The organism is Streptomyces sp. NPDC008125 (assembly GCF_042957125.1).
Lineage (GTDB): Bacteria > Actinomycetota > Actinomycetes > Streptomycetales > Streptomycetaceae > Streptomyces.
The window spans coordinates 1-12020 of the sequence record NZ_JBIBHR010000036.1 but is presented as its reverse complement, the minus strand read 5'-3'; the positions used below and the strand labels follow the sequence as shown (position 1 = coordinate 12020).

Sequence of the window (12020 nt, the reverse complement as noted above, 5' to 3'; positions counted from 1 at the left end):
GCCCACGCCCCCCCACCCCCGGGGCTGGTGGGCCCCCGCCGGGGGGGGGGGGCGGGGGGCCGGGGGGGGGGGGGGGGGCCGGGGCGGGGGGCCGCGGCCCCCCCCCCACCCCGGTCAGCCGGCCCGGGGCACGGAAAGCTCCGGCAGAACCTTCTCGGCCAGCAGGCGCAGGGTCGTGGCCGCGTCCTCGAAGGACAGGTGCCCCGAGTGGACGCCGAGACTGAGAGTGATGTCGTCGCCGTACCACTCGGCGATCGTCTCCAGCTGGCCCCGTACCGTGTCCGGCGTGCCGACCAGCAGCTTGTTCGTGGCCACCTTGGCCTCGAAGTCGGAGCCCCGGGACAGCTTCTCGGCCAGTTTGTCGTACCCGGGGTAGGCGGAACTCGACACCTTCCGCCAGGAGTCGACCGCGGTCCGGAACGACGCCGTGTTGCGCTCGTCGTCCATCCGCCCCGCCTTCCGCGCCCGCTCGGCGTCCTCGTCCACCACCGTCGGATAACTGAGGTGGATCTGCGGCGCGCCCCGGCCCGCCCACTCGGCGCGGAAGAGACACAGTCGCTCCTCGAGGCCCTCCCGGGACATCGCGTTCGGCACCGTCTGAAGATGGTGGCCGCGCCTGGCGGCTTCGGCGACGGAGTCCAGACTCTGCGCGGTCGTCACGAAGACAGGCGGATGCGGCTGCTGCACCGGCCTCGGCAGCAGGGTCACCGGACCGAACCGGTGAAACTCCCCGTCCCACACGACATTCTCCTCCGACCACAGTTTCTGAATGGCCGCCACATTCTCGGTGAACCGCCTTCGGCTCTCGTCGATCGGAACGCCGAATGCCTCGAACTCGTCGGGCAGAAAGGCCCGGCCGAACGCCGCGTCGAGCCGCCCGGCGGAAATATTGTCCAGCATGGCGAGTTTTCCGGCCAGTTTCACCGGGTGCTGGAACGCCGGAATGGTGGCGCTGGTCCCCAGCCGGATCCGCCTGGTGCGGCCCGCCGCTGCGGCGAGAAATGTCGTGGCGTCCGGACTGTATCCGCCGTAGGCGAAGAAGTAGTGCTCGACTATCTTGACGTGGTCATAGCCGAGTTCTTCCGCCAGGTGGACGAGTCGCAGGCATTCGTCGAAATACTGGTCGGCCGGCTTGTCGGCCGGACCGACGGTCGGGAAGAAGACGATTCCGATTCGCATGTCAGTGCTCCAGCGGGTCGATTCCGATGTTTCGATGGCGTACGAGCCAGCGGTCGCCCTCTCTTACGAGTACGTCCCGGCAGACGACGTGCGCGAAGATGTCCGGCCGCTGGCCGAGGGGCGCGCGCATGGCCAGCGAGTAGTACCGGGTGCGCAGGGTTCCGTCCGGCAGCGGGGTGACGGCGAGGTTGTTCACCCAGTGCCGCATGACGGTGCCCGCCTCGGCGAGTGCCGCCGTTCGTTTGGTGATCGAGGCGCGGATGGCCTCCCGGCCGCGCAGCACGTCGGTCCGCCCCGGCTCCTCGAACACCGCGTCCTCGGTGTAGGCGTCGGCCCAGGCGTCCGGCTCCCGGTCGTCCATCAGAACCATGTGCCAGGCGTAGAACTGGGTTATCTCCGCGTAGAGTTCGGCGGTCGCGTACATTCATATGCCCTTTCTCTCAAGGCCGTTGGGGCTGTTGCCGGTGGAGCGGCTGGGACCGGCCGGGCAGTCGGTGGGATCACCCAGCCGCCCCCAGCAGGTGGCCGCCGTACGCGCCGCCCGCCGTCTCAAAGCGCAGGGCGATATGACTCGCCACGCAGTGCACGTCCCGCCATACGCGCTGGAGCGGGTCGTCCTGTGCCTGTGCGCCGGAGCCTGCCGTGCGGAAGAGCCGCTCCACCGCGTCGACCAGTTGGTCCACGGCCAGCGCGCAGTCCCTCGGTGCACGGATTCGTTCGCTCTCGCTGCCGGGACCGTCGTCGCCCGTCCGCGCCGCCCGGTCCAGCAGCAGGGCCGCGCTCTCAATCTCGCCCTCGGAGCGGGCCAGCACACCGCGCACCCACGGGTCGTCCCGGGGCGCGGGCCGGCCGTTGCCCGGCTTGCCGCTCATCCGCGCCGACCAGGCCCGCGCGGCCGCGCGGGCCGCGCCGAGCGCGGGGGCGGCGAAGAGCGTGCCGCTGACCGTGCGCAGCCTGGCGGTGTGGCACCTCGCGTCGGAGCCGACGGCGCGGCCCTGCCAGATATCGTCCCGCGCCACGGACCGGTGCGCTGGGACGAACACGCCGTCCACGACGAGGGTGTTGCTGCCCGTGGCCCGCAGGCCGACGTTGAACCAGGTGTCCGCGACCCGGTAGTCGCGACGCGGTACGGCGAAGAACCTGGCCACCTGCCGCTCCCCTTGGGGCACCAGAGCGCATACCAGCGTCCAGTCGGCGAAGTCCACGCCGCTGACCAGCGGCCACTCCCCGGTGAGCTGCCAGCCGCCGTCGGCCGGCAGCGCGCGCCCGGTGGGGTTGAGCGCCCCCGCGATCACTGTGTCGGCGCCGGCGGACCACAGCTCGCGCTGTCCTTCCTCGGGAAGGTAGACGCCCATCCGCGCGGCGCCCGCAGTGACCGCGGCGATCCAGGCGGCCGAGGTGCAGCCCTCGCCCACCGCGGACACCGCGTCCAGCAGTTCCACGAATCCTCCGGACCGACCGCCCCAGCGGACCGGTACGAAGTGCCGGGCGAACCCAACCGCGACCAGTGCCTCGACCACCTTGTCCGGCAGCCGCCGTGTGTGGTCCGCGGCAGTGGCGTGGCGGGCCGCCAGCCCGGCAGCCTCCCGCACCTCGTGGAACGTGCCGGTGGGGATAAGTACGGAGCCGGACATGGACGCTGCCTCCTTGCCGCGGGAGCTACGCGTGGCCAGGGCGGCCGGGCCCGGTCCCGCACACCGGTGCCTCAACCTCGCCGAATGGGCTGGAGTGGCATTCGGGATCCTCTGGAGCGCCGCTTGATCGCACGACGGGGCGCGATCAACCGGTGACCCCTCGGTGACGGAAAATCGCCGGAGACAGAGCCGGGCGCGAGCACCTTCACCCATACTCATTCCTTCAGCTACCAACTACTCTTAAGATCAGCGGGGTTGAGAATGAGTACGGACCGACTCAGAGTCACAGTGGTCGTCGGAAGTGTCCGAGCGGGCCGCTTCGGGGACACGGTGGCCCGCTGGGTAACCGAGCAGGCGGAACACCGCGACGACCTGGAGGTCAGCGTCGTCGACCTCGCCGAACCCGCCGTCGCGGCGGAACTCGCTCTGGACTTCGCCGGGGGCACCGCTCCGGAGGGCGCACCATCCTTCCGGCAGCGGCTGGCGGGGGCCGACGCGTTCGTCGTCGTCACCTGCGAGTACAACCACGGCTATCCGGCCTCTTTGAAACTGGCCATCGACTCGGCGAAGGAGGAGTGGTACGCCAAGCCCGTGGGCTTCGTGTCGTACGGCGGCCTGGCCGGCGGCCAGCGCGCGGTCGAGCAACTGCGTCAAGTTTTTCCGGAGCTGCACGCCGTCACCATCCGGGAGACCGTCAGCTTCCACCAGTACTGGGAGCAGTTCGGCGAGGACGGGCAGCCGCGCGACCTCGAGGCCGTGAACAAGGCCGCGAACGTACTGCTCGACCAACTGGCCTGGTGGGGCGTGTCCCTGAAAGAAGCCCGGGCCAAGCGGCCGTATGCCGGCTGAGCCCGGCTGGCCACGAAAGGCGCACAGACCCGGATCGCGGCCACCCGCACGAGACCGATCCCCTGCCGACGCCCGCCCGGTCAACGACGGTCCCTCCGCGCCCGGATCGCCCGGCGACTAGCCGACCAGCGCCTGGCCCCCGTGTTCCGGCCCTTCGAGATCCGGGTCGCCGCTCAGGATCGCCCGGTGCAGGCGCTGGAGCCGGGGTGTGGGCTCGACGCCGAGTTCGTCGCTGAGCCTGCTGCGCAGGCGGCGGAACGCCTCCAGCGCGCGCCAGGGACTGCCCGAGCGGTAGAACGCGGTCATCAGCTGGGCGCACAGGTTCTCGTTGAGCGGGTAGCGGGCGGTGAGCATCCGCAGCTCCGCGATGAGCGGGGTGAAGGCGCCCAGGCGCAGATCCGCCTCGATCCGCTCCTGGAGCACCTGGAGCCGGGTCTCCTCCATGCCGATCACCTCGAGTTCCAGCACGGGGCCGACCGGAACGTCCGCGAGGGCCGGTCCACGCCACAGCTCCAGGGCACGGCGGAGCAGGGCCGAGGCGGTCCGCGCGTCGCCCGCCTCCAGCGCGAGGTGGCCGCGGGCCGCGAGGTCCTGGAAGTCGGCGCAGTCGTAGCTGCCGACGACGGGAGTGAGCCGGTAACCACCGTAGGAGGTGGCGAGGACGTCCTTGGAGGACAGCTGGGCGTCTGCGGGGATCGCTGCGGCGATGAGACGCCGCAGTTGGAGGATGTAGGTCTGGAGTGTGGTGGTGGCGCTGCGGGGCACCGTGTCGCCCCAGATCTCCTCCATCAGCGAAGCGACCGGGACGGCTCGTCCCGCTCGGAGCGCCAGCAGGGACAGGACTTGCCGGGGCTTACCGGCCGTGGGGACGATGGAGGTGTGGTTGTGTTCGACGGACAGTGGACCCAGAACTCCGATGTTCACTTGGTGTCTCCAGTGGATGGTGAACTGAGGTGTGCTCGGATGTGTCTCGTGTGAATTGCTTTCGCAGCCTGTCATGCACCCCATCCGTATCCCCAGGGCGTACCGCACCACTAGTCCCCTGAAATTCTCCGGTCCGGCATGTGAGTTCCTCACATCCGCGCACCACGGCGCGGTGGTGCGCTTGAACCGGGACGTGTCGTCATGTCCCGAGCGGCAGTCCGGACAGTCTTCTGTCGCATGCCGAAGGAGCATGGTCTCCATGAGTGGATGCCGCCGATACACCGCGGTCGATCGATACGCCCTGGGCCTCACCCTTGCGGTCCATTGTGCGGTGGCGGTTGCGGCGGTGCGCCATCTGACCCTCACCCTGCCCGCCGCCGCGGCGGCGGGAGCGATCACGAGCTGTGTGGTCGTGACCGTCGCGCTGGCCGCGTTACACGTACTGCACATCAACCTGGCCGTCATGCCCGTCCGGCCTCGCTGGAGATACCTTTCGTTGAGTGCGCAGGCGCTGCTCGCCGTCGGCCCGATGCCGTACTTCGGGCTCGGCTGGGTGGGCATGACCGGCCTCTTCATCGGCACGGCGCTCCCCTTGTGCGGGTCGCCGGCCCGGGTGTTCCTGCTGAGTGTCGGCGTGGCCGTCACGACGGCCGATGCCTCGTGGCACACGCACTCGGCGCCGCACGCGCTGGCCGCGGCCACCGTGACCCTGCTGGGCGCGCTGGCCGTGGCGCCGCTGCCCCACCTCGCCAGGGGCGGGGCCCGGTTGCGGCAGGCGGTGCTGGCCGCCACGCGCAGTGCCGAGGCCAGGGAACGGCTGCTGATCGCCCGCGACCTGCACGACCTGCTCGCCGGGCAGCTGGCCACCGTGGCGCTCAAGGGCGAGCTGGCCGGGCGACTGATGGGCCGGCACGACGACCGGGCCCGGGCGGAGCTGGCAGACATCGTTCGGCTGTCCCGGGACACCCTCACCGATGTCCGTCAGCTGGCCCGCCGCTACCGCGACCTGGACCTGGCCGATGAACTGGCCAACGCTCAACTCCTGTTACGGCACGCGGGAATCATCGTGCGGACCACGACGGCCGAACAACTGCCCCTCAAGTGCGAGGTGGCGACAGTACTAGGGGCCGCGCTCCGGGAAGGCGTGACGAACATCCTCCATCACAGCGACGCCTCCGTCTGCGAGATAAGCATCCTGCGGCAGGACGGTGGCATCACTCTCTCCCTCCACAACGACGGAGTGGGACCACCCAAGGAGTCCTCCCCGCTGTCCGGCAGCGGCCTGGGCAATCTCACCGCCAGAGCCACTAGCGTGGGCGGCAGCGTGGAGGCGACGCGGTCGGTGGACGGCTGGTTCCGGCTCACCGTGAAGTGTCCTCAGACATCTCGGACAGCCATCCCAGTTCCCGGGCGATACGGACCGCGTCCAGACGATTCCGCGCCCCTATCTTGCTGACCGCGCTACTCAGATAGTTGCGGATCGTTCCGATCGACAGCTGGGTGCGCTCGGCGACGGTACGGGTCTCCCACCCCGCGGCCGCCAGCCGCAGGATCTCCAGCTCCCTGAGCGTCAGCGGGTTGGCCCGCGCCTGCCAGGCGTCCACGACGAGCGTCGGGTCGAACACCCGGCGCCCTGTGGCCACCTTGCGGATCGCCTCGGCCAGTTCCGTCGGCGGGGCTCCCTTGAGCAGATAGCCCCACACACCGAGGTCCATGGCGCGCCGTACCGTGCCCGGCCGGTCCAGGCTGGTCAGCAGCAACGTACGGCAGTTCGGACAGTGTTCGTGCAGTTGGGCGGCGACATCGAGACCGTCGCTGTCGAGAAGGTTGATGTCGATGACCGCGACGTCGGGGCGATGCTCCCTGACGAGGGCCAGAACGTTCACGCCCTGCCCTGTCTCCGCCACGACCCGGATGTCCGGTTCGGTGCCCAGCAGCGCGACCAGCGCCGCCCTTATCAGATGTTCGTCCTCCGCCAGTAAAACGCGTAACACCTCCACCAATCCCCCAAAGACCGGTACCCCGAGAACTCGCCTACCCACCACATACTAATTTTTTGTTGAACCCTGTAGAGCCAGAGCGGCGTGCCTATTGCTCAAGCGGGCCTCCACCCACGCAGCTGACTATGGGTGAGATTGAAAATGCTCTCCAGGAGGTCCACATGCGCGTGCGGTACCGAGGGAAGAAACCTCTGCTCCAAGAGGTCGGCGAGGGAGTCCTCGCCTATCTCCAGCCCGACGGGGGCTGGTGCCTGAATAACGCGGGTCTGATCGTCTCGGGCGGACAGTCCGCCCTGGTGGACACCGCCGCAACCGAATCCCGTTCCCGGGCGCTGCGCGAGGCGGTGGAGACGGTCATCGGAGGCGGGCCGCGTTTCGTGTTCAACACCCACTTCCACGGCGACCACACCTTCGGCAACTTCGTCTTCCCCGAGGCCGTCGTGGTCGGGCACGAACGGGTGCGGACGGAGATGGCGCAGGCCGGCACACATCTCACGGGCCTGTGGCCGGAAGTCTGCTGGGGCGATCTCGAGGTGCGCCTGCCCGAACTCACCTTCCACGACCGGCTCACCCTGCACCTGGGCACCACCCGCGTCGAGTTGTTGCACCTGGGGCCGGCCCACACCGCCAACGACACGGTGGTCTGGCTGCCGGACCAACGGGTGCTGTTCACCGGCGATCTGGTGATGTCGGGGGTCACCCCGTTCTGCCCCATGGGGTCGGTCGCCGGCTCCCTGGAGGCGCTGGAGACCCTGCGCGCGCTCCATCCGCGCACCGTCGTCACCGGCCACGGTCCGGTGGCCGGTGCGGAGGTCTTTGACGAGACAGAGGGTTACCTGCGCTTGCTCCAGCGGCTGGCCCGGGACGGTCTCGCCGCCGGGCTCACCCCGGTGCAGATCGCCCGCGAAACGGACCTCGGCCGGTACGCCGACTGGCTCGACGCCGAACGCCTGGTGCCCAATCTGCACCGGGCCTGTGCCGAGGCGCGGGGAGAGGCTCCGGGGAGCCCCGTCGACATGAACGCGCTCTTCGCGGACATGGTGGAGTTCCACGGCGAACGCCCGGTCTGCCGCGCCTGACCCAGCGGACGGGCCGTCCGCCGGGCTCGGCGCGGAAGCCCGGCCACCCCTCCCGCCCTGCGCCGAAGGCCGCCCGGGGTTCATGCCCGTGCGGCCGGTTCGGCCGCCCCGTCCCAGGCGGTGAACACCCCACGCTGGTAGAGCACGGGCCGCCGCGGGTGGACCCGGACCTGCTCCATCCGTCCCAGCAGGACACAGTGATCGCCTGCTTCCAAGGCGCGCGCAAGGGTGCACTCCGCGGTGGCGAGGACTCCGTACTCGATGAGCGGTGCGCCACCGGCGACTTCGGAGGGCGACCACGCCACACCGTCGAACTTGCGCTCCGACCGGCTCGCGAAGACACGCGCCAGCTCTTCGCCGTCGTCGGCCAGTAGATGCACGGCGAACCCCCCGGCCGCCAGCAGCACGGGCAGGGTGCGCGACCGTTCGTCCGCGCACACCAGCAACAGCGGTGGATCGGCGGAGACCGCGCAGAGCGCGTTGCAGGTGAAACCCTGCGGTACCCCGTCCCCGTCCACCGCAGTCACCACCGCGACGGCGGACGGGATCGAGCCGAAGAACGACCTGAACCCTGTCTCGTCCATGGGCATGCCACCTCACCAGCACCGCGTCCGACGGCCGGGCGGGCCCCGACCAGCCTCAGACTTTCGTCCCGTTCGCTGGAGGGCGGCTGGACCTGTGGTCGATGTGGGGCTCATATCAACCGGCATGCTTCGTGTGTCGCTGGGTAGCCGCGCGGCCGTGGCTCCAGCACTTGGGAACGGCTCAGCTTGAGATAAAATCTCAGGTCGCGTGGCGGTAGGTGTTCAAGTCTCCTCACATGGGGAAACACTGGACACCGCGACGGCCGCGCGCTGATTCTCGGGTGGTGAAGAGGGGCCCCCGGGGTGCGGTCTCTTCTCGGCTGTGTCTCATACGGCCTGTGTAGGGCCTGCGGTGGGCTGTCGCCGCCGGATAGGCCCGTCCGCCCCACCCAGTGGTGCAGTAACTTCGAGGCCGGTCCCGCTGTCCGGCCTGGCGGCTGCCGACCGCACAGCGGGCTTGTGCGGTCAGGCTCGTCGGCGGAACCAGCCGCGGCCCCGGACCAGCTCGGGGTCGTCCTCCGGCTCCGGCGCGGCGGCCGCGAGGCGGGCGGCTTCGGTGGCGGCCTCCTGGCGGGCGATGTCGTCGGCGCGGCACGGGCCGCACACGGACTTGTCCCCGGCCCGTACGGCGGTCCGGTTCACGGTGCTCTCCTCCCAGCGCTCGTCGGTGAACTTCCACCCGCACCGCGTGCACGCCGGGCGCTGCGCCTCCCGCTCAGCGGCACGGCGCTGTTTGTCCTCCGCGCTGGCGCGGGCCTCCTGGGCGCGGCGGAGGGCGTGGCCGTCGGGGTTGTCGAGCGCGTCCGTCAGCGTCTGCTCATGCTCGCGTCCCAGTCGCCTCCAGACCGCCGCGCCGGCGCCGTGCTCCTGGAGCTGCTCCAGGGTGGTGACGACGACGGGCACCGTCTTGGTGTAGTCGCGCGCGGTGATGGCCTTCTCGTAGAGGGAGTCGTACCGGCGCGGCGCCCAGCAGGCGCGGCCGTCCTCCTCGAGGACCTTCACGGTGTTGGCGACCTTCGCCTCGGTGGTGTCGGCGAAGACGAACGCGAGGGGCACCAGGCCCTCCCGGCCGGTCGGCGGGTAGAACCTGCGCCACAGCCGCTTGTCGTGGTCGACGTGCTCGATCGCGTCCGGCCGCGAGCGGACCAGGTCGACCTTGTTCTTGGCCGCGTCCTTCGGCAGCAGCCGGCCCCACTCCCAGTACCGGCGCAGCTTGGCCACCAGCTCGTGCGCGTCCTCGGTGCGGCGGTCGACCTCCACCAGGAGCACCGGCACCCCGGCCTCCGGCGCCCGCACCACCAGGTCGGCCCGCTGCACGAAGCTGTTCCCGAGCCGGTGCCCGATCTCGGTCTGGAAGCCGAGCCGGTGGCCGATCCCGGCGCGGTGGAGTTCGGCGGCCGTCGAGGTGACCGCCGCGGCGTGGTCGTCGTAGCCGGTGCCGAGCAGTTCCCCGGTGTCCGGGGCGTACTCCTGCTTGCGCAGCGCCGAGACGCGTATGCCCTTCGGCTCCAGCAGCTGCTTGGCCTCGCCGTGTCCGCGCGTCGTCAGCACCCACACCTGGCGCTGGTCCTCCTGCACCGACTCGATCCTCAGCAGGTGGTGGTCCTCCAGATCCAGGAGGTTGTCCCGTACGAGCTTGTCGTGCCGGTTGCCGGGCCGGGTCAGCTTCCACAGTTGGTCGGGCGTAGCCCTCTGGAAGATCCCGAGTGCTTGCAGGAGCTCCCGGCGTCGAGGCTCGGTCGAAGTCCTCCGGTGCTTGGGCTTCCTCGCTACATCTACATAAGGGTTGTCGGCGCTGCGTCGACCCCCTGTCCGCCGGGTCTGACCTGCAAAAAACGCCCGGTCGCTGGGTGCGGGGCGCGGAGGGGGTGATGGAGGGGTCCACGGAGGGGGCCAGGTCGGGCTGGTCAGGGTACTGCTCGGGGTCGTCTGCGGACACAGGATGCTCCTGGAAGGCGGGGCGAGACCTATCTCGCCATTCACCTTCTATCGGTGCCGAATTCGGGGTCCGTGTGACACCGACCTCGGGAAACCCCTCCATCGTGACCGCATCGTGATCAACCAAGGGGGGAGAGCTCTCCCCCTGCCGACGGCCGGCCGCTGTCCACAGGGCAGCCGACGGAGGCTCCTTCCAAGGCCGCCGCGATCAGCGGGGCGGCCCGAACATGAGGAGCCATCCATGCCCGAAAACACCGTCACCGCGCAGCTCGCCCCGATGGAGCCGGAAGACGTCGTCGACGCCTTCGACTACATCCTGGCGATGCAGTCCGGCGACATCGACACCGCCTGCGCGGTCGCCGACGCCACGGGCCCGGAGCTGCTCCGGATGCTCCTGGACGTCGCCGCGCGCGTCTTCATCCCCATCACCGCCGTGGACGACCACGACGGGGAACCGTGCGCGCACTCCTTCCTGTCCGCCACGCTCGGGCGCCTGCTGCTGGAACTCCTCGCCGAAAAGGAGTGCCTGGCCGGTGCGCCGGGCGCCGCCAACCTCATCACCCGGTTCACCGAGAACATCCTCACCGAAGACCACGGCAACGTCGCCTACGTCCTGCGCCAGCTGGAGGCCGCCGCATTCAAGCAGGCGATGGAGGCGCACCCGTCCACCGCGTAGCCGCACCTCCAAAACGGCGGTGGTGCGGTCCGGCGCGCATCCCCGGCGCACCACCGTGATGCGCTTCGCGCGCACCCCCGCACCGCACCACCCGCACCTGGTGCGCACCATGGTCGAGTGGCGCGCACCGGGTGCACACCCCGGTCGCGCCGCACCGCACCGGACGGGGCGCCCGGGCGAGCGGATGCTGTAGCACACATCCCCTTGTCCGCGTCCTGACCGAAGGCCAGGACCGTGCCTGGCCGGGGAAACGGGGGGATGGCGGGACTGGTCCAGAAACGACGTGCGCCCCCCGAGAGCCGGACAAGGGGTCAGGCGACGGTGCGCGCACCGATGCGGCGCGGGGCGTCGAGCGCGCACGCGGGTGCCGGACAACGCCGGATGGTCCGCACCGGGCCGGTGCCGGGCGGCGGTCCCTGCGCCGGGGACCACGGCCGGCGCTCCTGCGGGTCCCGGTCCGGACTGCCCTGCGGGGTCTGGCTCTTTTCACGTCACCGGGAAGTCGTGAACAAAGCCAACAAGGCACCGGCTCATCACGTGAGTCGGTGCCTTGTTCACGCGCCAGAGCCGGGCCGTAGGGGGCGGCTCATTACGGTCAGGGTCTCAGGAACCTCAGCTAGACCAGCAGGCTGAAGACCAGACTTGCCAGCAGGAGTACCGCTGCAGCCACTCCTGCTGCTCTGTACTTTGTCTGCCTGTCGCTCCCCGTCTCATGCTTCAGGGAAAGGATCAGGAAGATCGCCATGGCGCCCCCGCTCCCTGCGATCAGCGCATATGCCAGTGTCTGCATGATGTGTACATCCTCTACGGGAGATTCAGCAATTTGCTGATGGAATGAGGCAGGCAGCGCCTTCCACCACCAGAGCGATGCCGATAGCCGCGCCCACTCCTGCTGCTACACCGACGATCACGGGGGAGGCAGCAACAAGACCGACGATGCCCGCCACAGCACCCACAGCACCGAGCGCGAAGTTCACGTACTCAAGCGGTGAGTTGTCGAGCCCCCCGGGATCGGTGCGGTTGATGGGGTCACCCGCGGCGTAGAGGTAGGTGTTGGCTTCCTGGCCGGAGGGGTCGGGTTGGGTGAAGCGGCCGAGGGTGGGGTCGTAGTAGCGGGCGCCCATTTTGTAGAGGCCGGTGGGGTCGGTGTAGGCGCC

At 69.9% G+C, this 12020-nt stretch carries 13 protein-coding genes; 4 read left to right on the top strand and 9 right to left on the bottom strand.

The genetic code is table 11. The features are described from left to right. Positions 1 to 114: 114 nt before the first annotated feature. The 3 genes from ACFZAX_RS34080 to ACFZAX_RS34070 form a co-directional block, all read right to left on the bottom strand. Positions 115 to 1179: an LLM class flavin-dependent oxidoreductase gene (locus tag ACFZAX_RS34080; RefSeq protein ID WP_390966640.1), complete on the bottom strand. Its 1065-nt coding sequence runs from the start codon at positions 1177 to 1179 to the stop codon at positions 115 to 117. Between the two features lies 1 nt (position 1180). After that, positions 1181 to 1603, bottom strand: a complete 423-nt coding sequence (locus tag ACFZAX_RS34075; RefSeq protein WP_390966639.1) for a nuclear transport factor 2 family protein — start codon at positions 1601 to 1603, stop codon at positions 1181 to 1183. A 76-nt stretch (positions 1604 to 1679) separates the two neighbouring features. After that, entirely contained in the window at positions 1680 to 2813 is a 1134-nt protein-coding gene (locus ACFZAX_RS34070; RefSeq protein ID WP_390966637.1) for an acyl-CoA dehydrogenase family protein, read from the bottom strand. Between the two features lie 261 nt (positions 2814 to 3074). Between ACFZAX_RS34070 and ACFZAX_RS34065 the strand changes: the two genes are divergently transcribed. Continuing rightward, positions 3075 to 3662 (top strand): NAD(P)H-dependent oxidoreductase, encoded by a 588-nt coding sequence (locus ACFZAX_RS34065; RefSeq protein WP_390966635.1) that lies wholly within the window; start codon positions 3075 to 3077, stop codon positions 3660 to 3662. Positions 3663 to 3779: 117 nt separating this feature from the next. Here ACFZAX_RS34065 and ACFZAX_RS34060 read toward each other — a convergent pair whose 3' ends face one another. Further along, complete coding sequence (locus tag ACFZAX_RS34060; protein WP_390966633.1) at positions 3780 to 4586, bottom strand: BTAD domain-containing putative transcriptional regulator; 807 nt, start codon at positions 4584 to 4586, stop codon at positions 3780 to 3782. A 259-nt stretch (positions 4587 to 4845) separates the two neighbouring features. On the opposite strand from ACFZAX_RS34060, the gene ACFZAX_RS34055 reads away from it, so the two are divergent. After that, positions 4846 to 6042 (top strand): histidine kinase, encoded by a 1197-nt coding sequence (locus ACFZAX_RS34055; RefSeq protein ID WP_390966631.1) that lies wholly within the window; start codon positions 4846 to 4848, stop codon positions 6040 to 6042. Here ACFZAX_RS34055 and ACFZAX_RS34050 read toward each other — a convergent pair. Further along, positions 5948 to 6580: a response regulator gene (locus tag ACFZAX_RS34050; protein ID WP_390966693.1), complete on the bottom strand. Its 633-nt coding sequence runs from the start codon at positions 6578 to 6580 to the stop codon at positions 5948 to 5950. The two genes, ACFZAX_RS34055 and ACFZAX_RS34050, sit on opposite strands and share 95 nt — an antisense overlap. A gap of 167 nt (positions 6581 to 6747) precedes the next feature. Here ACFZAX_RS34050 and ACFZAX_RS34045 point away from each other — a divergent pair, with 167 nt between their 5' ends. Next, on the top strand, positions 6748 to 7665 hold the full coding sequence (locus ACFZAX_RS34045) for an MBL fold metallo-hydrolase (protein WP_390966629.1): 918 nt from the start codon (positions 6748 to 6750) through the stop codon (positions 7663 to 7665). A gap of 80 nt (positions 7666 to 7745) precedes the next feature. Here ACFZAX_RS34045 and ACFZAX_RS34040 read toward each other — a convergent pair whose 3' ends face one another. Further along, entirely contained in the window at positions 7746 to 8249 is a 504-nt protein-coding gene (locus ACFZAX_RS34040; RefSeq protein WP_390966627.1) for a flavin reductase, read from the bottom strand. A gap of 465 nt (positions 8250 to 8714) precedes the next feature. Next, positions 8715 to 9914 (bottom strand): hypothetical protein, encoded by a 1200-nt coding sequence (locus tag ACFZAX_RS34035; RefSeq protein WP_390966691.1) that lies wholly within the window; start codon positions 9912 to 9914, stop codon positions 8715 to 8717. Positions 9915 to 10428: 514 nt separating this feature from the next. On the opposite strand from ACFZAX_RS34035, the gene ACFZAX_RS34030 reads away from it, so the two are divergent. Beyond that, positions 10429 to 10863, top strand: a complete 435-nt coding sequence (locus ACFZAX_RS34030; protein WP_390966626.1) for a hypothetical protein — start codon at positions 10429 to 10431, stop codon at positions 10861 to 10863. 616 nt (positions 10864 to 11479) lie between these two features. Here the strand turns inward: ACFZAX_RS34030 and ACFZAX_RS34025 are convergent. Both ACFZAX_RS34025 and ACFZAX_RS34020 read right to left on the bottom strand, forming a co-directional pair. Next, positions 11480 to 11653: a hypothetical protein gene (locus tag ACFZAX_RS34025; RefSeq protein ID WP_390966624.1), complete on the bottom strand. Its 174-nt coding sequence runs from the start codon at positions 11651 to 11653 to the stop codon at positions 11480 to 11482. Between the two features lie 25 nt (positions 11654 to 11678). Next, positions 11679 to 12020 (bottom strand): RHS repeat-associated core domain-containing protein (locus tag ACFZAX_RS34020; RefSeq protein ID WP_390966622.1); only part of this gene is annotated, 342 nt, incomplete at its 5' end.